This window comes from Anaerolineae bacterium (genome assembly GCA_016931895.1).
GTDB lineage: Bacteria > Chloroflexota > Anaerolineae > 4572-78 > J111 > JAFGNV01.
This window is the reverse complement of record JAFGDY010000006.1, coordinates 1-19649: the sequence shown is the minus strand read 5'-3', so window position 1 is coordinate 19649 and position 19649 is coordinate 1. Positions and strand designations below refer to the sequence as shown.

Here is a 19649-nt window from a genome sequence, read left to right as displayed (position 1 = left end):
ATGTTTTGAGTTAGGGTTCTGGAATGCAGAGGGGCCGGAGGAGAAACAAAATGCGGCATAACTCCCTGGGCAACTTGAACAATCACCAATCAAAAAAGGGCGTTATCAAAAAGATCATGCCCTTTTTTGTTTGCCGTAATCTCCCCTACATTTTTAATGTGAATTTCATATTGCAAACTTAAAATTATTACCGGTTCAATAATAAAGTCAAAAGCCGATAAACAGCCGGCCCTGGTCTGCGTTTCCCCACTATGATGCCATAGACTAACCAGGCTGGTTTTTAACCCCGCTCACTTTCAGCAGTATCGCCTTAAAACGTAAACTTAACCTTGTTTCAACCGGAACAATCTTAGGTAAACCAATGAACCAAATCTTTCATCCCAGTATGAACACCATTGCCAGGGCTTCGATTCTGGGAATGGCCATGATCGCGGCCGGTCTGGCTATCGGGTGGTATTTTTGGGTCAAATCACCTTACCTGACCCAGGTAAACATTGCCCGCGAACAGCCGGTGCCCTTTAGCCACCAACACCACGTAAAAGATCTGGGGATTGATTGCCGCTACTGCCATACCTCGGTTGAGCAGGCTGCCTTTGCCGGGATTCCGCCTACCCAAACCTGTATGACCTGTCACTCCCAAATCCACACCGAGGCCGCCATGCTGGAGCCGGTTCGGGCCAGCTATCGCACCGGCCACCCCCTCCGCTGGACCCGGGTTCACGACCTGTCCGGCTTTGTCTACTTTGATCACAGTATCCACGTTAACAAAGGCATTGGCTGCGAAACCTGTCACGGCCGGGTTGACGAGATGCCGCTGACATGGAAAACAGAAACAATGTTGATGGAATGGTGTTTACAATGCCACCGCGCCCCGGAAAAATATATCCGGCCCAGGGAAGAAGTGTTGACCATGGACTACATACCCAAAAATCACGACCAGCTTGCCCTGGGAACGCAATTGATCACCGAATATGATATTGAAACCGGCCGTTTGGACGATTGTTCTATCTGCCATAGGTAATGACTTTCATGAGAAAGAATTTTGACATCCCCTCCCTGCGCCAACGCCTGGCCGGTTTGAACGGCCCCAAATATTGGCGCTGTCTGGAAGAAATTGCCGAAACCGAAGCCTTTCAAGATTTTTTAAAGCGCGAATTTCCGCAGGGGGCCGACCAGTGGCCCAACCCGGTCAGCCGCCGCAACTTTTTAAAACTCATGGGCGCCTCGCTGGCCTTAGGCGGTTTGACCGCCTGCACCGGGGGCCTCCCCGAAAAAATTGTGCCTTACGTTGACCCCCCCGAAGCGATTGTGCCCGGCGGTAAACCCTTATTTTTTGCCACGGCTATGCCCCTGGGCGGCCTGGCCCTGGGCCTGCTGGCCGAAAGTCACCAGGGCCGCCCCACCAAGCTGGAGGGCAACCCCGATCATCCGGCCAGCCTGGGCGCAACCAATACGTTTGCCCAGGCCTCGGTGCTGGAGTTATACGATCCTGACCGCGCCCAGATAATCACCCAAGCCGGTGCCGCCGGCAACTGGACGGCCTTCATCTCCGCCTTAAACGGGGCGCTGGAACAGCAGCGCAGCGCCAACGGCGCGGGGCTGCGGCTGCTCACCGAAACCGTCACTTCACCCACTTTAGCCAACCAAATGCAAGCCGTTTTGGGCCAATTTCCCCAGGCCCAATGGCACCAGTACGAGCCAATCAACCGGGACAATCCCCGCCAGGGCGCGCTCATGGCCTTTGGCCGGGACGTAAATCCGGTTTATCACTTTGACCGGGCCGAGGTGGTGCTTTCGCTTGAGGCCGATTTTTTGGGGGCCAACCCGGCCGGCGTTCGCTACGCCCATGATTTTAGCCAAAAACGCCGCGTCCGGGCCGGCCGGCCGGAGATGAACCGGCTGTACGCCATAGAAAGTACCCCCACCGTTACCGGCGCTATGGCCGACCATCATCGGCCCGTGCGGCCCAGCCAGGTGGCAGGCGTGATCTTGGCGCTGGCTGCCGCTGTGGGCCTTAACCTGCCCGGCGCTGAAACCGAGTTAAACGATGTTCCCCCGGCATGGATATCGGCCCTGGCCAACGACCTGCAAGCCCATCGGGGCAGCAGCCTGATCTTGGCCGGCAACGGCCAATCACCGTTGGCCCACGCCTTAAGCCATGCCCTTAACCAAGAACTGGGCAATGTTGGTCAAACTGTGGTCTACACCGACCCGCCGGAGGCCAACCCCGTAAACCAGGGCGAATCGCTGCGGGAGTTGGTGGGCGCGATGAACAACGGGCAGGTTGACATGCTGCTCATCCTTGGCGCCAATCCCGTTTACAACGCTCCGGCAGACCTTAATTTTGCCGAGGCGTTGTTGAAGGTGGGCTTCAGTGTTCATTTGGGGCTGCACCAAGATGAAACTGCCGCCTTGTGTCAATGGCACGTTCCGGCCCGCCATTATCTGGAATCCTGGGGCGATGCCCTGGCCTTTGACGGCACAGTAACCCTGATGCAGCCCCTGGTTGAGCCGCTGTACGCCGACAGCCGCTCGGCCCAACAACTACTGGCCGCGTTGCTAGGCCAAAGCGACCTGACCGACTACGATATTGTGCATCACTACTGGGCCGGCCAAGTTACGGACGGCTTTGAAACATTTTGGAAACAGGCCCGGCACGATGGCCTGATTGTCAACACTGCTTTGCCGGCGATTGCCGTAACCGTGGACCTGGCCGCCGTGCAAACAGCGGCCCAAACTCCTCCCCGGCAGGTGTCCGCTTTGGAACTTGTTTTCCGCCCCGACCCTACCGTCTGGGATGGCCGGTTTGCCAACAACGGCTGGCTGCAAGAACTGCCCAAACCCCTGACCAAGTTAACCTGGGACAACGCCGCCTTTGTCAGCCCGGCCACCGCCGAACGGCTAGGGCTGTCTCCTGAAGAGGTAGTTGAATTGATTTACAATGGCCGGACCGTGCAAGCTCCGGTGTGGGTGATGCCCGGCCAGGCCAATGAAACCGTCACCCTGCACCTGGGTTACGGCCGGGAACAAGTGGGGCGAGTGGGTAACGGTATTGGTGTAAATGCTTACGCTTTGCGCACCGCCGCTGCACCGTGGGCCGGCAGCGGCCTCCAAATTCGCGCTACCGGTCAGCAGTATCGCCTGGCCACCACGCAAATGCACTACAACATGGAAGGCCGCGACCCGGTACGTGCGGGCACGTTGGACTTATTTAAAGAAGACCCCCAATTTCCGCAGCACATGGCGCACGAGGCGCCGGAAATTTCATTAATGCCCCAATATGATTACGACAGTTACGCCTGGGGTATGGTGGTTGACCTGAACGTTTGTAACGGCTGTAATGCCTGTGTTGCGGCGTGTCAGGCTGAGAATAACATTCCGATTGTGGGCAAAGAGCAGGTTTTGGTGAGCCGGGAAATGCATTGGATCCGGGTGGACACTTATTTTGAGGGCAACCTGGACAATCCTACCCCTTACCACCAGCCGATGTTATGCCAGCACTGCGAGCAAGCGCCTTGCGAGGTGGTTTGCCCGGTGGGCGCCACAGTGCATGACCATGAAGGTTTGAATGTGATGGTTTACAACCGCTGCATTGGCACGCGCTACTGCTCCAACAACTGCCCCTACAAGGTCCGGCGCTATAACTTTCTGCAATTCTCCGACCAGGAAACCGAAACCCTGAAAATGCAACGCAATCCTGATGTGACCGTGCGGGTGCGGGGGGTGATGGAAAAATGTAGTTATTGTGTGCAGCGCATCAGCCATGCCCGCATTGAGGCCAAAAAAGAAGGCCGTCGCCTTGAGGATGGAGAGGTGGTGACGGCCTGCCAGGCCGCCTGCCCCACCCACGCCATTGTTTTTGGCGATGTCAACGATCCGAACAGCCGGGTGTCGCAATTAAAGGCCGAGCCGCATCACTACGGCGTGTTGACTGAATTGGGCACGCGCCCGCGCACCACCTACCTGGCCAAGCTAAAAAATCCCAATCCTGAGTTGGAGGGGTAGGGGAAGGAGAGAGATTACATCAGTTTTCTCCCTACACCGTTCGTATTCCCGCGTTGGTTGCGGTGGGGCATCTGGCCCAAGAGCTGCCGCCGTATGGCAAACATGATCGTTTTGATCCGGCAAAGGTGCATTACGGACGTTGGTAAAGGCAGAAAAATAGGAGTAATTTATGGCCCTTGGACATGCTGAAAAACCCGGCCAAATTCAGGAAATTCCCCTGCTTCAGCCGGGACACAGCTACGGTACTATCACCGACAAAATTAGCGAAGTGGTGCTGCGGCTACGCACGCCCCTGGGTTGGTTTATTGGCTTTGGCGTGGGCGCAGTTCTGTTTACCGTTTTTTTGGTGAGCGTGGGCGTTTTGTTTGCGTATGGTGTGGGTATTTGGGGCATTAACATTCCGGTGGGCTGGGGCACGGCCATTGTGATGCTGATCTGGTGGATTGGAATTGGCCACGCCGGCACACTCATTTCGGCCATTCTATTTTTATTCCGGCAGCAGTGGCGCACTTCTATCAACCGTTTTGCCGAGGCCATGACCTTGTTTGCCGTGTCCTGCGCCGGTTTGTTCCCTATTCTGCACCTGGGCCGGCCCTGGGTGATGTACTGGATCATGCCGTATCCCAATACCTTTGGCCTGTGGCCCCAGTTTCGCAGCCCCCTGTCTTGGGACGTGTTTGCCATTACGGCCTACGCCACCACCTCGGTCTTGTTCTGGTTTGTCGGCCTGATCCCGGACCTGGCCGCGCTGCGCGATAAGGCCACCTTTAAACCGCTTCAATATTTTTACGGCATGCTGGCTATGGGTTGGCGTGGCTCGGCCCGCCACTGGCACCATTACAACTCGCTCTATTTGCTGCTGGCGGCCATTGCCACGCCGCTGGTGGTGTCGGTGCATACGGTGATCAGTTTTGATTTTGCCATCTCGGTGATGCCGGGCTGGCACACCACCGTTTTTCCGCCCTACTTTGTGGCCGGGGCCATCTTTTCCGGGTTTGCCATGGTCATCACCCTGACCATTCCCATCCGTAAAATCTTCAAAATGGAAGACTTTATCACCCTGCGCCATTTTGACCTGATGGCCAAGGTGATGCTGGCCACCGGCTTGCTGGTTGTATACGGCTACCTCACCGAAGCCTTCACCGCCTGGTACAGCGGCAACCAATATGAATTGTACCTGCTCAAAAATCGGTTGTTGGGGCCTTACGCGCCGGTGGTGTATGCCTTGATCTTTTGTAACGCGGTTACAGTTCAACTTCTGTGGTTCAAAAAAATCAGAACCAATCTGGTTCTGTTGTTCATCATTTCAATCATTATCAATATTGGCATGTACTTGGAACGTTTTATGATCATTGTCATCAGCCTGAGCCGCGAGTACTTGCCTTCGTCCTGGACGTTGTTCACGCCCACGCAGTGGGATTGGGGGATTATATTTGGCTCGTTAGGACTGTTTCTGGTGCTGCTCTTTTTATTTGTGCGCACGCTGCCGATGATTTCAATTTTTGAAGTGCGAGAGTTGTTGCATCAAACCCAAGAGGGCGAAACTCACCCGGCCTGAACAACGGCTCAGGCGGCCGGGTTGAAGTTTTGCCCGCAAACAAAAATGAGGCTTGAGTTTGAACGCCTGATAAAAACTGATAAATGAGACATCCGTTTGGAATAAAACCATGAACGAACGCGCCCCAAAACGTAATCTGTTTGGCGTTATCGCCCGGTTTGAAGAAGCCGGCGACCTGCTCGTGGCGGCAAAGCGGGCTTATGCTGCCGGATATCGCCAGCTAGATGCCTATACCCCCTTCCCGGTGCATGGCCTGTCGGAGGCGCTGGGCCTGGACAAGCAGCCAAATTTTGTGCCTTACCTGGTGTTGTTGGGCGCAATTTTTGGCGGCCTGGCGGGGTATATGTTGCAATATTACACCTCGGTGATAGCTTATCCGCTGAACATCGGCAGCCGCCCGCTTAATAGCTGGCCCGCGTTTATGGTGATAACCTTTGAAGGAGCCGTGTTGATGGCGGCGGTGGCCGGGGTATTGGGGATGTTGTTTTTGAACAAGCTGCCCATGCCCTACCACCCGGTGTTCAACACGCCAAACTTTAACCGGGCTTCCCGCGACGCTTTTTTCCTGTGCGTGCTGGCCACCGACCCCCGGTTTGACGAGCAAGAAACCGGGGCGTTTTTGAAAAGCCTGCACCCCAGCGCCGTGCATGCCGTTGAGCAGGGAGATACAGAGATTTACGATTGAATTTTTGGAAAAAGATGACCCATGATTAAAGCTAAACTCACTCTGGCCATCCTGTCCCTGGTTGTTTTGAGCCTTTTTTTAACCGGCTGCGACCTGGTGCCGCTGCACATGCGCGACCAGCCTAAATACGGCCCTTTGGAAGAAAGCCGGTTTTTTCCCAATGAAATGGCGGCCCGGCCCGTTCCGGCCCATACCATTCCCCGGGGGAAATGGGGCCGCATGATGCTCAACGAACATCTTTACACGGGCCAAATTGAGGGGGAATTTACCGGCACCTTCCCGATGCCGGTTACGCCGGCCTTGATGGCGCGAGGGCAGGATCGCTACAACATCTATTGCTCGCCCTGCCACGACCGCGCCGGCTACGGTAACGGCATGATTGTGCAGCGCGGTTTTCAACAGCCGTCCTCGTTCCACATTGACCGGCTGCGGGAACAGCCCGCGGGTTATTATTACGACGCTATTGCCAACGGCTTTGGGGCCATGTACAGCTACGGCGCCCGGCTTGACCCGCAAGATCGTTGGGCCGTAGTGGCCTACATCCGGGCCTTGCAGCGTAGCCAAAACGCCACGCCGGATGACGTGCCGGAGTCGGAACAACCCAAGTTAGAATAGCGTTCGATGAGCCAGGATAACATGGACCAAAAAGCTTTATCTCTGACAAACCGCATCCAAAAAATCGCCCTGCTGGCGGGCGCGGCGGGTTTAATAGCGGCGCTGGCCGGCGCGTTTATCGGCGGCGAGTTTTTTTTCCAGGCCTATCTGTTGGGCTATTTATTTTGGGTTCATCTGGCGTTGGGCTGCCTGATGGGGGTGATGCTGCATCACCTGGTGGGGGGCAAGTGGAGTTTTGTGATCCGGCGTTTTTTTGAAGCCGGGGCCGGCACCCTGCCCTTGCTGGCCTTGCTGTTCATTCCCCTCCTGTTTGGGCTGCCGGCCTTATACCCGTGGACGCATGCCAACGAAGTGGCCCACTCCGCGCTGTTGCAGCACAAAGCCGGTTATTTGAACGTCCCCTTTTTCATCGGGCGGGCAGCCCTTTATTTCATTATTTGGTTTGGCCTGGCTTATTTGCTCAACCGCTGGTCGCGCCGGCAAGACGACACCGGCGACCCCGGCCTGAAAAAACGGATGGTCAATCTTAGCCCGCCCGGCCTCATCCTGCTGGTCCTTACGGCAACTTTTGCCGCGTTTGACTGGATGATGTCGCTGGAGCCGGAGTGGTTCTCGTCCATTTACGGGGTGTTGTTCATTTCCGGGCAGGCCTTGGCGGCCATTGCCTTTGCCCTCATCATGCTAAAGTTGTTTGAACAGTATCGCCCGCTGGCGGATTGGGCATCGGTTGGCGTTTACAATGATTTGGGCAATTTTTTGCTGGCCTTTGTTTCGTTTTGGGCTTATATTGCCTTTTCCCAATATCTCATTATCTGGTCCGGCAATTTGCCCGAAGAGATTACGTGGTACATTACTCGCACCCAGGGCGGCTGGCAATATGTTGGTTTGGCCCTGATAATTTTCCACTTTGTTTTGCCGTTTGCAGTGCTGCTGGCTCGTTCGGTGAAACGCCGGGCGCAGGTGTTGGCCATGATTGCCGGGTTCATTGGCTTCATGCGGCTGGTTGATCTGTTCTGGTTAACAATGCCCGCTTTGCGCCCCACCCTGACCATTCACTGGCTTGATCTGGTGATCCCCCTGGCCATGGGGGGCCTGTGGGTAGCGTTTTTTGCCCGGCAGCTTAAACGCAAAGCCTTGCTGCCCCGGCACGACCCGCGCTTTCAAGAAATTCCGGCCACTCATGCGGAGGTAGCCGTTCATGAATAATCCCCATCCAAGCAATGATCCAAATAAAAATCCCCAGGTGAATTACGAACGCCAGGATGTTAATGTAAAAGCCATCGCTATCTTTGCCATCGGCCTGTTAGTGGTAATTATTGCCGCAATGATCTTGATTGCCGGCCTGATGAATTCAATGCAAGCCCGGACCGACACAATCCAGGCTGTTATTCCTCAAACCCAACTGCCTACCCCACCCGCGCCGCGCCTCCAACCTAATCCTATTGAGCAAACCAATATGGCGCAGCAGTTAGAATTGCTGCGGGCGACTGAAGAAGCAAGGTTAAGCACCTACGGCTGGGTTGATCGCCAGGCCGGGGTGGTACATATTCCTATTGAGCGGGCCATGGAATTGGTGGTAGAAGAGAATCAATGAGCAGGAGAAATAAAAAGTTTAATTTTTTACCGGGGCGACCCGCAGCACGGTTGAGGCCAAAAATTCTTATAGTTGTGCTGGCGGCCATTTTTTTGAGCGGGATTACCCCCCTCTATGCCCAGGAACAATTGCCGCAGGACCTCATTAAAAAGGTAGGCTTTGAGCAAAAACTGGAAACTCAACTGCCGCTAAACCTGCAATTTACCGATTCTACCGGCCGGGCGGTTCGCCTGGACGATTATTTTGACAACAAACCCGTCATCCTGGCTATGGGTTACTACGAATGTCCCATGCTGTGCTCGTTGATTCGTAACGGTCTGTTTGAAAGCTTGCAAAAGTTGGAATATTTCACGGTGGGCCGGGATTTTGAGGTGGTTTACGTGAGCATTGATCCGGCAGAAACGCCGGAAATAGCCGAAACCAAACGGCGCGTATCGGTGATGGCCTACGGCCGGTCAACAACCGGCGAGGGCTGGAACTTTTTGGTGGGAAACGAGGAGCCTATTAAAACATTGGCCGATGCTATCGGCTTTAAATACACCTACGATGCCAACATTGACGAGTACGTGCATCCCAGCGGCATCATTGTGGTTACGCCGGAGGGCCGGATTTCTAAATATTTATACGGCATTGAGTTTCCGGCGCTCGATCTGCGCCTGGCGCTGGTTGAAGCGGCGGAGAATAAAATCGGCACGCCGGTGGACCAATTTTTGCTGACCTGTTATCACTACGATCCGGTGGAAGGGCAATACACCCTTTTTGTCACCAATATTGTCAGGATGGCGGGCGGGGCAACGGTAGTGGTGTTCGGCCTGATTTTAGGGTGGTTATTGTATCGTGAACGGCGTAAGGGCGTTGCGGTCAATTCGTCAACCTGAAGGGCAAACCCGGTTTTAAGCTTGGCTTAAATAATTGCGGCTAAAATAAATAATTGGAGTATGGGAGATAGATTTGAGGTTTAAGCCTTATGCCAGATTTTCCAATTTTTCCTGAACAAGCCTCTACCATTGGCGCGCAAATTGATTGGATTTTTTTTACCCTGATCGGCTTAAGTTTGTTGTTTGGCCTGCCGGTGGTGGGGTTGATCATCACCTTTGCCATCCGGTATCGGCGGGGTAGCCGGGCCAACCGGGTGGGGCGGCTGGATGAAAGCAACAAACTTGAATTCACCTGGACCTTTATCCCCTTTGTGGTGGCCATGGCCATTTTCGGCTGGTCGGCGGTGGTGTATTACAATTACGCCACCCCGCCGGGAAACGCCCTGGAAATTTACGTGATCGGCAAACAGTGGATGTGGTACGCCCAACACCCTTCGGGCAAAACCGAAATCAATGCCTTGCACGTGCCGCTGGGCCGGCCGGTCAAATTAATTATGACCTCTCAAGACGTGATCCACAGTTTTTACATTCCGGCCTTTCGGGTGAAACAGGACGTGTTGCCGGGGCGTTACACCACCTTGTGGTTTGAGGCCACCAAAACCGGCGACTACCATCTCTTTTGCGCCGAATACTGCGGCACCGACCACGCCAAAATGACCGGAACCGTTACCGTGATGGAGCCGGATGCGTACCAGGCCTGGTTAGGCGGCGTGGCTGAAGACGAATCAATGGCCGATGCCGGGCAGCGGCTGTTTCAACAACGCGGCTGCATGGCGTGTCATAATGACAGCCCTAATAGTATTGGCCCCAATCTGGCCGGGACGTTTGGCGAACCCGTGCAATTGACCAGCGGCGAAACCATTATGGTGGATGAAGCCTATTTGCTTGAGTCAATCCGCAAGCCCCAAGAAAAAGTGGTGGCCGGTTATGCCCCCCTCATGCCCACCTACCAGGGCATCTTGACCGAACAAGAGATTTTGCAATTAGTTGAGTATATCAAGTCTTTGGAAAGCCGGTAAAGACCATTGACTTCCACCTAAAAAGGAACAAAGATAATGACCGTATCATCGCCGTCCCTAAACACCCCCCAGGCTCAAGAAAATTATTTAACCTGGGCGCACAGCTTAAAATCGTGGCTGCTCACCACCGACCATAAACGCATCGCTATTCTCTATCTGATTTCTATCACCTTTTTCTTTTTATTGGGCGGGGCGGCGGCCAGTTTGATCCGGCTGGAGTTGTTTACGCCCCAAAGCGATTTGGTGCAGCCCGACACCTATAACAAAACTTTCACCTTGCATGGCGTCATTATGGTCTTTTTCTTTCTGATTCCTTCCATTCCCGCCACCCTGGGTAACTTTCTGATCCCGTTGATGATTGGGGCCAAAGATTTGGCGTTTCCGCGTTTGAACCTGGCCAGTTGGTATGTTTACGTGCTAGGCGGTCTGTTTACACTTTTGGTGGTGGTTTTAGGCGGCGTTGATACCGGCTGGACCTTTTACACCCCTTACAGCAGCACTTATAGTAATACCGCCGTGATTATCACCGCCTTGGGCATTTTTATTGTTGGGTTTTCTTCAATTTTTACGGCCATCAATTTTATTGCCACCATCCACACCATGCGCGCCCCGGGCATGACCTGGTTTCGGCTGCCGCTGTTTGTCTGGGGCCTTTACGCCACCAGCATTGTGATCATTTTGGGCACGCCCGTGCTGGCCATTACCATTCTGCTGGTGGGGGTGGAACGGCTTTTCAGGTTTGGCATTTTTGACCCGGCCCTGGGCGGCGATCCACTTTTGTTTCAGCACCTGTTTTGGTTTTACTCTCACCCGGCAGTGTATATTATGATCTTGCCCAGTATGGGCGTGGTCAGCGAGTTGATTACGGCCTTTACCCAACGCCGGATTTTTGGCTACCGGGCCATTGCCCTTTCCAGTATGGCCATTGCCCTGCTGGGTTTTTTGGTGTGGGGCCACCACATGTTTGTCAGCGGGCAAACCATCTATGCCGGGCTGGTTTTTTCTATTTTGACTTTCCTGGTGGCCATTCCTTCGGCCATTAAGGTGTTCAACTGGACCGCCACGCTTTACAAAGGCGATATCTCTTTTAAAACGCCAATGTTATATACCCTGGGTTTTTTGGGCCTGTTCATTGTGGGCGGCCTGACCGGCCTCTTTTTAGGCACAACGGCGGTAGACGTGCACGTGCACGATACCTATTTTGTAGTGGCCCACTTTCACTTTATTATGGTCGGCGCTACCACCATGGCCTACTTGGGCGCCATCCATTTTTGGTGGCCCAAAATGAGCGGCAAAATGTACAACGAAAAATGGGGCATTGCTTCGGCAATTATCATTTTTGTGGGCTTTAACTTAACCTTTTTGGCCCAATTTATTTTGGGCTACATGGGCATGCCGCGCCGTTACGCCAGCTATCCTGAAGAGTTTCAACTGTGGCACCAGCTTTCAACCGTTGGCACCATGATTTTGGGGTTTGGCTACATTCTGCCCCTGTTTTATTTGCTCCAATCCTTGTTCAAGGGCCAACCGGCCGGGCCTAATCCGTGGAAGGCCAAGGGTTTGGAGTGGATGGTTAACTCTCCCCCGCCGCCCCACAATTTTGCCAAAACCCCGGTAGTAACCGAAGAGGCGTACGCTTACCCTGAATATAAAGCAGAGGAGGCCGGCCGTGGCTCAAACTAAATCTTCGCCGGTTGCGCCCTATTTTAGCGACCTTGAGCAGCAACGCCGGGCCAACACCGTGGGCATGTGGGCCTTTCTCACCACCGAGGTGATGTTTTTTGGCGGGCTTTTTGTGGCCTACGCCGCCTATCGCCTGGCTTATCCCGAAGCCTTTGCCCAGGCCAGCCGCGAATTGGACATGGTCCTCAGCACCGCCAACACCCTGGTGTTGCTGGCCAGCAGTTTGATGATGGCCCTGGGCGTGCATGCAGCCCAAACAGATAAAAAAAAGGCTTTGGTTGCGTTTTTGTTGCTCACCGTTCTATTGGGCCTTGTTTTTCTGGGGATCAAGGCGGTGGAGTACGGCGAAAAGTTTCAACACCATTTGGTCCCGGGCGCGGATTTTATCTTCCCCGGATCGCACGCCAACCAGGCCGCAATCTTTTTTGCCCTCTACTTTACCACCACCGGCCTGCATGCGGTGCACATGATTATTGGCATTGGCATTTTGCTCTACTTCACCTACCGGGCATGGCAAGGGCACTTTTCCTCGCTTCATTACGACCCGGTGGAAATGATCGGCCTTTACTGGCATTTTGTAGACATTGTCTGGGTATTTATCTTTCCGCTGTATTATTTGATTGATCGCACATAAGCGAGTAGGGAGAAATATAGATGTCCAGAAAAATTCCTTCTCAAAAAACAGGGTAGCAGGTAGCAAGGTAGCAGAGTAGCAAACTTTTTATCTGCTACCTTGCTACCTGTTTCAACGGCAAAAACTTTTCTGGAGCACTATAACTCTTTATTCTGGCAATAACGGAGGTATTACTATGACCGAACCCCATCACCATATTATTCCGGTTCGCATGTATCTCACCGTGTTTGCCTGGCTGATGGTCCTGTTGGCGGTTACGGTTACGGTTTCCTTTTTTAATTTTGGGGTGTTCAATGTTTTTGTGGCTTTGAGCATAGCCACCCTCAAAGCCGGGCTGATCATGGCCTACTTTATGCATCTGCGTTACAGTTCCAAACTAATCTGGGTTTTTGCGGGTCTGGGCTTTTTTGGTTTGGCTATTATGATTCTCATTGCCATGGGCGACTATGTGGCCCGCGGCGGGGTAATTGTACCAATGTTGCCGGGATCATGATCCTCTTCGTAAATGGCGCCTGCCTGGGCAGGGTTAAAATTTGCCGGCCATTTTGTGGCCTGGTTATACCTGGCCCCCACCAGATTGGTCTGATTCAGTTTGGCCCAATTCAGATTGGCCCGGCTCAGATTGACGCCGCCTAAATTGGCTCCCCTCAAATTAGCGCCGCTCAAATTGGCTCCGGCCAAATTGGCCCCTCCCAGGTCGGCGTCGCTCAAAAAGGTCTCGCTCAGATTAGCCTCACTCAAGTCGTTCCCTCTGAGGTTGTTGTCGTTCAGGTCGGCGCCGCTCAGGTTTGTGCCGCTTAAGTTGGCCCCCAGCAGGCTGGCCCCGCTTAAGTTGGCCCCAAACAAATTGGCCCTGAATAGATTAGCTTCATTAAGATTGGCCTCGCTTAAATTTGCCGCCACCAAATTGGCCCCGTTCAAATTGGCCTGGCGCAGGTCGGCCGACACCAGCTTGGCCCTATTCAGATTGGCCTTGAGCAAAAAGGCCAGGGCCAACTCGGCCCCATTGAGGGTGGCCCTGAACAGATTGGCCGCCACCAGGTTAGCGGCATACAGGCTGGCATGGTTCAAATTGGCCCCGCTCAAGTTGGCCCCATTCAGGTCAATGCCGCTCAAATCAACGCCACTCAGATCAGACCCACTCAGGTCTAACTCTTTGCCGCGTTCATAAGCAGATTCAACAATCTGGCTCACTTGTTTTCTTGTTAATTTGGTCATGGCCGGTGATCCAACCCCAATTCTGCTATAAACAGCATACCACCACCGGCAAGCAAAATCAACATAACTTCTAGGCTATTTTTTTCTTCAACTCCTGCCGGAGCAACAGCCCATACACCAGGGCCAAAATCACGGCAAAGCCAAACCATTGCAGGGCATAGCTTAAATGCGAGCCTTCGCTCAATTCCGGCTCCCCTTCACGCAGGGGGGGGGTAGTTGAGGCAACATCTCCGTTAGGTAATTGTTTGATAAAGATAGGCAGTAAGGGATAGGGGAGTTGCTGCTGATGAATACGCTCAATGTCTACCCTGAACCACTCGTCCAGACGAGTTTCGCCGGGGCCGGGGGTGGGGTCGGTGGGAATCAGCCAGCGGTCGGGGCGGGTTTGGGTTTGGTAGGCTATGCCCTCAATTGTAACCGTGCCCTCTTGATTGTAAATTTGCCGCTTGGCGGGGGTAGCGTTGTCCAGGGGAATCCAGCCGCGGTCCACCAGCACGGCCCGGTTACTGCCCGCAAGCTGCAAAGGCGCAATCAGCCATACGCCCGGCATGCCCTGGAAAGGACGGTTGCGGATTACCAGGCTTTCGTCATTGTCAAAGGTGCCGGTGGCGGAAACGCGATGAAGATGCAGGGCGGCGGGGTCAACATCTTGACCCGCAAGCAGGGTGACGGGCGCATTCAAACCGGCCAAAATATTCGCGTTCAGGGCGCGCCGTTGCTCCAGCCGCCGGAGTTGCCAGAAGCCCAGGTTGATGAGCACAATAATGGCCGCCAGCACCAGTAAATGCCGCAGCAGCCATTTCCACGTTAATAGGTTTTTCATTTTTAATTGACCAAGGCCCGCGCATTTTCGCCGGCCCAGGTTACTTTAACCGGGGCGCCAACGGCAAATTTATCCAACATGCTGCCGTTCACGTTTTGCAGGCGGGCCACAATACTCTCCCCGGAAGGTAAGTCTACAATAAAACGGGTATCCGTGCCAATGTACACTGCCTCACGCACCACGCCGGTTAAAGCAATGCCGTTGGCCTCTTCCGGGCGGTAAAGGCGGAGCTTTTCGGGCCGGATGGTCAAGATGACAGGCTGGCCCGGCGCAAACTGGTCTTTGTCGGCCAGGGCGTAGACCCGGTCGGGGCCTACGGCCACCTGAATCTGGCCGTTTTCCAGGGCGGCCACCGTGCCCTGGATGAAATTGCTTTCGCCAATGAAGTCGGCCACAAAACGGGTGGCCGGTTTTTCATAAATTGTTACCGGCCGGTCAACCTGAAGCACTTTTCCGCCGGCCATCACGGCAATGCGGTCCGACATGGTCAGGGCTTCTTCCTGGTCGTGCGTAACATATACAAAAGTAATGCCAATTTGTTGTTGCAGGTGTTTGAGTTCAATTTGCATTTGTTTGCGGAGTTTAAGATCTAACGCGCCCAACGGTTCATCAAGCAGCAGCACTGCCGGTTGATTGATCAGGGCGCGGGCCAGAGCCACTCGCTGCTGTTGGCCGCCGGAAAGTTGGGCGGGTTTGCGCTGCCCCACTTCGGGCAGGCGTACCAGTTCCAGCATGTCTTTTACCCGGCGCTCCTGTTCGTTTTTGGGTATCCTTTTTACCGTCAGGCCAAAGGCGATGTTTTGGGCAACGGTGAGGTGGGGAAAAAGGGCGTAATTTTGAAAAACCACATTCACCGGGCGGCGATAAGGAGGCGCGTGCTTAACGGGTTTGCCCTGGATGTAAATTTCACCGTTGGTGGGCGTTTCAAAGCCGCCAATTAAACGCAGGGTGGTGGTTTTGCCGCAGCCACTTGGCCCCAGCAGGGTAAAAAATTCACCGCAACGGATGCGCAGGTTGACCTGCTGCACGGCGACCACATTGGCGTCCACTTTTCGTTCGCCGTCGAATACTTTTGAGACATTGACCAATTCAATAGAGAATTCTGTCACTTTGCTCCTTTCCACGCGCCGGGTCAAACCTGGCGTCGTAATTTTTCTGAAAAAGCCAACAGCCCCACCGAAGCCACCATAATCAGCGCGGCCAGGGTCACCACAATCGGCAGGCGGTTAGGAAAACGCAATTGCGAATAAAGATAGATGGGCAGGGTGGTTTTGCTGCCAATCAAAAAGAAGCTGACGGCAAACTCGTCAAAAGAAGTGGTAAAGGAGGTGAGAAATGCGGCCAGGATGGCGGGCGCGCTCATGGGCAGCGTGACCCGCGATAACGTGCCCCAGTAGGTTGCGCCCAGGTCCATGGCCGCTTCTTCTAAATTGGGTGGAAAGTTGGCCAGCCGCGCCGCCACAATCAGCACCACGTACGGGATGCTAATGATTACGTGCCCCACGCCCACCGTCCACAAGGAGAGGGGGATATTGAGCGTGCCAAACAGCAACAGCAAGGCCACGCCCAGCACCACGTAAGGGATGACCAGGGGCATGGAGGCAATCATCAAAAACATCGTTCGCCCCGGAAAACGAAACCGCACCACGCCAATGGCGGCCATGGTGCCCAGCGCCGTGGCCGCCAGCGAAGTAATCAATCCTAACAAAACACTGTTCCAGACCGCTTTGAGCAGCTCGGTGGTTTCCAGCAGGGCCGCGTACCACTTTAGGGTAAAACCCTTGAGCGGAAAAATCATCAGGTGGGAGTCGTTAAAAGAAAAAACCACCAGCAGCAAAATGGGCAGGTATAAAAAAATGACCACCAGCCCATAGTAATAAAAACCGGCTGAAAGTAACCATTTTTGACGCACTTATCTAAACTCCAGTTGCAGCGAACGCGCAAATTGGCTAAAAATTAACAACAACAGCAACATTACCGCCAGCATAGCCAGGCTCATTAAGGCCCCCAGGGGCCAGTTGAGGCCCTGGGTAAATTGGCTCTGGATAATATTGCCGTACATAATGCCATCCACCCCGCCCACCAGGGCCGGCGTTACCCACTCGCCCAGGGTGGGAATGAACACAAACACAAAGCCCGCGGCCACGCCCGGCATGCTCAAGGGTAAGGTGACGCGCAAAAAGGCCAGCCAGGGCGGGCAGCCTAAATCGGCGGCGGCTTCCAGCAGGTCCCGGTCTATGCGCTCCAGGGCGGCAAAAATGGGCAGGGCCACAAAAGGCAGCCACGAATAAACCAGGGTGACAATTACGGCGGTGCGGCTGTAAAGCAAAATGGGCATGGGTTCCGCAATCAGCCCCAGCCAAACCAGGAGCGAGCTTAACAACCCCTCCGAACCGAGGATCAGTTTCCAGGCCAGCACCCGCAGCAAAAAACTGGTCCAGGCCGGAATCAGGATGATGGTGAGCAGGGCCATGCGGCGTTCCCCGGCCCGGAACGCCAGAAAGTAAGCAATGGGGTAAGACAGAACCACGCAGTAAATGGAGGTTTCCAGCGACATAATAATGGATTTCCACAACAAGCGCTGAAAAACGATGTTGGTTAAAAAATCCTGGTAATGGGAGAGGGTAAAAATGTTTCGTTCGGGGCCAAAGCTGCCGGCCCTAAAACTAAAACCGGCCATGGCCAGCATGGGCAGCAGGAAAAAAACAAGCAATAGTAAGGTGGGGGGGAGCATTAAAATAACAATGCGAGAGCGTTCGTTCACCTCTTGTCCCATCCTTGTTGACCGAGAGAGGGGGACAGCGAAAATCTTTCCGCGCTGCCCCCTTGAGCTACTCGGTCGCTTTCACTTCGTCCCACATAGCCGTCCAGTTTTTGCGCTGTTCGGCGGTGAGGGGTTTATAAAAAATGGTCCGGTCCAGCAATTCCGGCTGGTTCAGCAGCATCAGGTCGGCCAATTCGGGGTCAATTGAGGCCATGGCCTCTTTGTTGGCCGCGGCGTAACCAAACTCGTTGATCAGGGCCAACATCGCCTGCGTTTCAATCATTGCGTCAATATAGTCATAAGCTAATTCAGGATTTTGAGCGTTTTTGGGAATAACCAGGCCATACACCCAGCCCAGGCGTCCCTCTTGGGGCGTAACGTATTCAACCGGCACACCTTCGGTTTTCACCGCCAGGTAGGCATCGGGCCAGGCCACGGCCACCCAGATCTCGCCGGAGGCAATTTGCTGGTTGAGTTCCGTGTAGTCGGACCAATAGCCCAGCAAATTGGGCTTTAACTCAATCAATTTTTGTTTGATTTCAGCCAATTGGCTCTCGGTTAAAGTGTAAGGATCGTACCCCAGCACCGTGGCGGCAATGATCACCGAGTTTTCGGCGGAGTCAAAAATGGTCACATGACCGGCATACTGCGGGTCCCATAAATCGGCCCAGGAGTCGGGCATTTCTTGCACCTTGTCCGGGCGGACAATGATTGAATCGTAGCCCCATTCCCAGGGAACCAAATATTGCTGGCCGTTGACCTGGCCGGCCTCGGCCAGGTTATCCAGCAGCAGGGGCCAGTTACTCAGCTTGGCGGGGTCAATGGGCTGCACCAGATCATTGTCAACATACAGTTGCAGCCAACTGGTATTGGGGTGAACCATGTCGGCCTGGAACCCGCTCTGGATTTTGGCAAAAGCTTCCGGGTCGTCGGCGAAAAAGGTATACTCCACCTCAACGTTGGGATGTTCCTGGGCAAATTTTTCCCAGAATTGGGGTTGTTCGTATCCGGCCCACTCCAGCACCAATAAGGGGCCGTTTTCTCGGTTGGCCCCACATCCCGCCAGGGCCAATAAAATGGCCCCCAAACCGGCCAGCCAACAAATGAACAAACGCAATTTCATTTTTCTCTCCTTTATCTGTTTATAATTTTGACGTGCGGCCAACGCGCCGGCAAGGTAACAGCCATTTTCACCAGCTTCTAACTGCCAATCACGAATCGTCCCCACAGGAAATGTTGGAGTAATGGCCTGCCGCCGGCCGGCCACCATTTAGGCAGTTGGCAGGCAGTACCAACAACGAATTCCCCGTTGAATTACCAGAGTATCCGTGTAGCAAATTAAAAAACAAAAGCCAGATCAACTTGTAAATTTTATCATCTTTGGGAAGGTTTCATTTTGAAAGCAATTCTCCCTGATGAAACCTTGTCTAAACGAGGAATGGCCCTGGATGAGATTTCCGGCGTACCTCTTTTAATAACCAAGTTAAACTCAGTGGTCAGTACAGAGTCAACCCAATTATAGCAACGAGTGTGGGACAACTTGTTGCGTTAAGGCGCGGTCCGACCAAACCCGGTCGGGGTACACCCTGGCAATGACCGTGCCCCCAGTGACCAATAAATATAATATGAATATAGCGCAAAACACAAGAAGCGCAAATAATCCGGCAGGTTTGGACTATCAGCCAACTGCATTGATAGCCGCCTTAAACTGCCCCTCAAGAGGATGATTTATATTTAAATTGAGAATATTTACATTATGAATAGGCCAGAAACACGATTTTCTATTTTTTAAATTATATTTACCAAACAGGCAATTAAATTTGCCAGGTAAATATATGTTCCCAAATTCTTTTGATAAAAACACTAAAAAACCTAAATTTTTCTTGATTCAATAATCTTTCGTGAATATTTATAAGATGAGTTATCGAAAAAATTGCTCATGCAATTACTCTGAATTTACCTGCAAATTTATTGAAAAATAAACCCGATCATGGTAGAATGAGGCGCATACCTATGAGATAGGTCAGGGTTATCCCCACATTATCATTGTAAATGAATATCACGATGTTAACTTGATCAACATTGTGTTTTTATGATTATCGTTATGTTGGTTTAACATAACGATAAGGTTAACATTGAATTCACGCAATCAACCACCTCGATAGATACGGTC

The 19649-nt window shown here is 53.3% G+C and carries 18 protein-coding genes; 12 read left to right on the top strand and 6 right to left on the bottom strand.

Annotated elements, in window-relative coordinates; translation table 11 throughout:
* The first annotated feature begins 361 nt into the window (after window positions 1-361).
* The 12 genes from JW953_00325 to JW953_00270 all read left to right on the top strand — a co-directional run bounded on the left by JW953_00325 (window position 362) and on the right by JW953_00270 (window position 13164).
* A complete protein-coding gene (locus tag JW953_00325; GenBank protein ID MBN1991118.1) occupies window positions 362-1021 on the top strand; it encodes a cytochrome c3 family protein in 660 nt (219 codons plus the stop codon).
* On the top strand, window positions 1021-4005 hold the full coding sequence (locus JW953_00320) for a TAT-variant-translocated molybdopterin oxidoreductase (GenBank protein MBN1991117.1): 2985 nt from the start codon (window positions 1021-1023) through the stop codon (window positions 4003-4005). The genes JW953_00325 and JW953_00320 overlap by 1 nt, the downstream gene beginning before the upstream one ends.
* Before the next feature lie 169 nt (window positions 4006-4174).
* On the top strand, window positions 4175-5563 hold the full coding sequence (gene nrfD / locus JW953_00315) for a polysulfide reductase NrfD (protein MBN1991116.1): 1389 nt from the start codon (window positions 4175-4177) through the stop codon (window positions 5561-5563).
* Window positions 5564-5672: 109 nt separating this feature from the next.
* Window positions 5673-6248 (top strand): DUF3341 domain-containing protein, encoded by a 576-nt coding sequence (locus tag JW953_00310; GenBank protein MBN1991115.1) that lies wholly within the window; start codon window positions 5673-5675, stop codon window positions 6246-6248.
* Window positions 6249-6269: 21 nt separating this feature from the next.
* A complete protein-coding gene (locus JW953_00305; protein MBN1991114.1) occupies window positions 6270-6863 on the top strand; it encodes a cytochrome c in 594 nt (197 codons plus the stop codon).
* 21 nt (window positions 6864-6884) lie between these two features.
* Window positions 6885-8069 (top strand): hypothetical protein, encoded by a 1185-nt coding sequence (locus JW953_00300; protein MBN1991113.1) that lies wholly within the window; start codon window positions 6885-6887, stop codon window positions 8067-8069.
* Window positions 8062-8457, top strand: coding sequence for a hypothetical protein (locus JW953_00295; protein MBN1991112.1), 396 nt, complete (start codon window positions 8062-8064; stop codon window positions 8455-8457). The genes JW953_00300 and JW953_00295 overlap by 8 nt, the downstream gene beginning before the upstream one ends.
* On the top strand, window positions 8454-9335 hold the full coding sequence (locus JW953_00290) for an SCO family protein (GenBank protein ID MBN1991111.1): 882 nt from the start codon (window positions 8454-8456) through the stop codon (window positions 9333-9335). Before JW953_00295 ends, JW953_00290 begins: the two co-directional genes overlap by 4 nt.
* A gap of 89 nt (window positions 9336-9424) precedes the next feature.
* Complete coding sequence (gene coxB, locus JW953_00285; GenBank protein ID MBN1991110.1) at window positions 9425-10354, top strand: cytochrome c oxidase subunit II; 930 nt, start codon at window positions 9425-9427, stop codon at window positions 10352-10354.
* A 36-nt stretch (window positions 10355-10390) separates the two neighbouring features.
* The gene (ctaD, locus tag JW953_00280) at window positions 10391-12037 is read left to right on the top strand and encodes a cytochrome c oxidase subunit I (protein ID MBN1991109.1); all 1647 of its coding nucleotides are present in this window, start codon (window positions 10391-10393) and stop codon (window positions 12035-12037) included.
* 64 nt (window positions 12038-12101) lie between these two features.
* Entirely contained in the window at window positions 12102-12671 is a 570-nt protein-coding gene (locus JW953_00275) for a cytochrome c oxidase subunit 3 (GenBank protein MBN1991108.1), read from the top strand.
* A 175-nt stretch (window positions 12672-12846) separates the two neighbouring features.
* Window positions 12847-13164 (top strand): cytochrome C oxidase subunit IV family protein, encoded by a 318-nt coding sequence (locus JW953_00270; protein ID MBN1991107.1) that lies wholly within the window; start codon window positions 12847-12849, stop codon window positions 13162-13164.
* Here JW953_00270 and JW953_00265 read toward each other — a convergent pair.
* The 6 genes from JW953_00265 to JW953_00240 form a co-directional block, all read right to left on the bottom strand.
* A complete protein-coding gene (locus tag JW953_00265; GenBank protein ID MBN1991106.1) occupies window positions 13116-13889 on the bottom strand; it encodes a pentapeptide repeat-containing protein in 774 nt (257 codons plus the stop codon). The two genes, JW953_00270 and JW953_00265, sit on opposite strands and share 49 nt — an antisense overlap.
* A gap of 70 nt (window positions 13890-13959) precedes the next feature.
* On the bottom strand, window positions 13960-14712 hold the full coding sequence (locus JW953_00260; protein MBN1991105.1) for an SURF1 family protein: 753 nt from the start codon (window positions 14710-14712) through the stop codon (window positions 13960-13962).
* A 2-nt stretch (window positions 14713-14714) separates the two neighbouring features.
* A complete protein-coding gene (locus JW953_00255; protein MBN1991104.1) occupies window positions 14715-15821 on the bottom strand; it encodes an ABC transporter ATP-binding protein in 1107 nt (368 codons plus the stop codon).
* A gap of 23 nt (window positions 15822-15844) precedes the next feature.
* On the bottom strand, window positions 15845-16624 hold the full coding sequence (locus tag JW953_00250) for an ABC transporter permease (GenBank protein ID MBN1991103.1): 780 nt from the start codon (window positions 16622-16624) through the stop codon (window positions 15845-15847).
* Entirely contained in the window at window positions 16625-17476 is an 852-nt protein-coding gene (locus JW953_00245) for an ABC transporter permease (protein ID MBN1991102.1), read from the bottom strand.
* Window positions 17477-17543: 67 nt separating this feature from the next.
* Window positions 17544-18599: an extracellular solute-binding protein gene (locus tag JW953_00240; protein MBN1991101.1), complete on the bottom strand. Its 1056-nt coding sequence runs from the start codon at window positions 18597-18599 to the stop codon at window positions 17544-17546.
* Window positions 18600-19649: the final 1050 nt, after the last annotated feature.

What these genes read in the sequence shown, in the direction of transcription:
- JW953_00325 (MBN1991118.1), top strand. Translation starts at nt 362, where the DNA reads ATGAACCAAATCTTTCATCCCAGTATGAACACCATTGCCAGGGCTTCG.
- JW953_00320 (MBN1991117.1), top strand. Translation starts at nt 1,021, where the DNA reads ATGACTTTCATGAGAAAGAATTTTGACATCCCCTCCCTGCGCCAACGC.
- nrfD (MBN1991116.1), top strand. Translation starts at nt 4,175, where the DNA reads ATGGCCCTTGGACATGCTGAAAAACCCGGCCAAATTCAGGAAATTCCC.
- JW953_00310 (MBN1991115.1), top strand. Translation starts at nt 5,673, where the DNA reads ATGAACGAACGCGCCCCAAAACGTAATCTGTTTGGCGTTATCGCCCGG.
- JW953_00305 (MBN1991114.1), top strand. Translation starts at nt 6,270, where the DNA reads ATGATTAAAGCTAAACTCACTCTGGCCATCCTGTCCCTGGTTGTTTTG.
- JW953_00300 (MBN1991113.1), top strand. Translation starts at nt 6,885, where the DNA reads ATGGACCAAAAAGCTTTATCTCTGACAAACCGCATCCAAAAAATCGCC.
- JW953_00295 (MBN1991112.1), top strand. Translation starts at nt 8,062, where the DNA reads ATGAATAATCCCCATCCAAGCAATGATCCAAATAAAAATCCCCAGGTG.
- JW953_00290 (MBN1991111.1), top strand. Translation starts at nt 8,454, where the DNA reads ATGAGCAGGAGAAATAAAAAGTTTAATTTTTTACCGGGGCGACCCGCA.
- coxB (MBN1991110.1), top strand. Translation starts at nt 9,425, where the DNA reads ATGCCAGATTTTCCAATTTTTCCTGAACAAGCCTCTACCATTGGCGCG.
- ctaD (MBN1991109.1), top strand. Translation starts at nt 10,391, where the DNA reads ATGACCGTATCATCGCCGTCCCTAAACACCCCCCAGGCTCAAGAAAAT.
- JW953_00275 (MBN1991108.1), top strand. Translation starts at nt 12,102, where the DNA reads ATGTGGGCCTTTCTCACCACCGAGGTGATGTTTTTTGGCGGGCTTTTT.
- JW953_00270 (MBN1991107.1), top strand. Translation starts at nt 12,847, where the DNA reads ATGACCGAACCCCATCACCATATTATTCCGGTTCGCATGTATCTCACC.
- JW953_00265 (MBN1991106.1), bottom strand. Translation starts at nt 13,889, where the DNA reads ATGACCAAATTAACAAGAAAACAAGTGAGCCAGATTGTTGAATCTGCT.
- JW953_00260 (MBN1991105.1), bottom strand. Translation starts at nt 14,712, where the DNA reads ATGAAAAACCTATTAACGTGGAAATGGCTGCTGCGGCATTTACTGGTG.
- JW953_00240 (MBN1991101.1), bottom strand. Translation starts at nt 18,599, where the DNA reads ATGAAATTGCGTTTGTTCATTTGTTGGCTGGCCGGTTTGGGGGCCATT.